Origin of the sequence: Micrococcus sp. GbtcB5, assembly GCF_019091605.1 — a bacterium.
GTDB classification, from domain to species: Bacteria; Actinomycetota; Actinomycetes; order Actinomycetales; family Micrococcaceae; genus Micrococcus; species Micrococcus luteus.
The window spans coordinates 1-265 of the sequence record NZ_JAGXJK010000219.1; the positions used below are offsets into that span (position 1 = coordinate 1).

Consider the following 265-nt stretch of genomic DNA (forward strand, 5'->3'; position numbering starts at 1 on the left):
ATCGCGGGCACCCTCGACGCCGGCGACGTCGTCACCCTCGCCCTGCTGCTGTCCCGCCTGTACGCCCCCCTGACCGCGCTGGCGAACGCCCGCGTGGAGATCATGAGCGCGCTCGTGTGCTTCGAGCGCGTGTTCGAGGTCCTGGACCTGGAGCCGCTCATCACGGAGCCCGCGCGGCCCGCGGCCCTGCCGGTGGGGCCCCTGTCCGTGCGGCTGCGGGACGTGCGCTTCGCCTACCCCACCGCGGAGCAGGTGTCCCTGGCCT

At 74.3% G+C, this 265-nt stretch carries 1 pseudogene; it reads left to right on the forward strand.

Features of this window, described 5'->3' with window-relative positions:
• Positions 1-265, forward strand: a pseudogene (locus KVS67_RS12105) (ABC transporter ATP-binding protein); the annotation flags it as partial.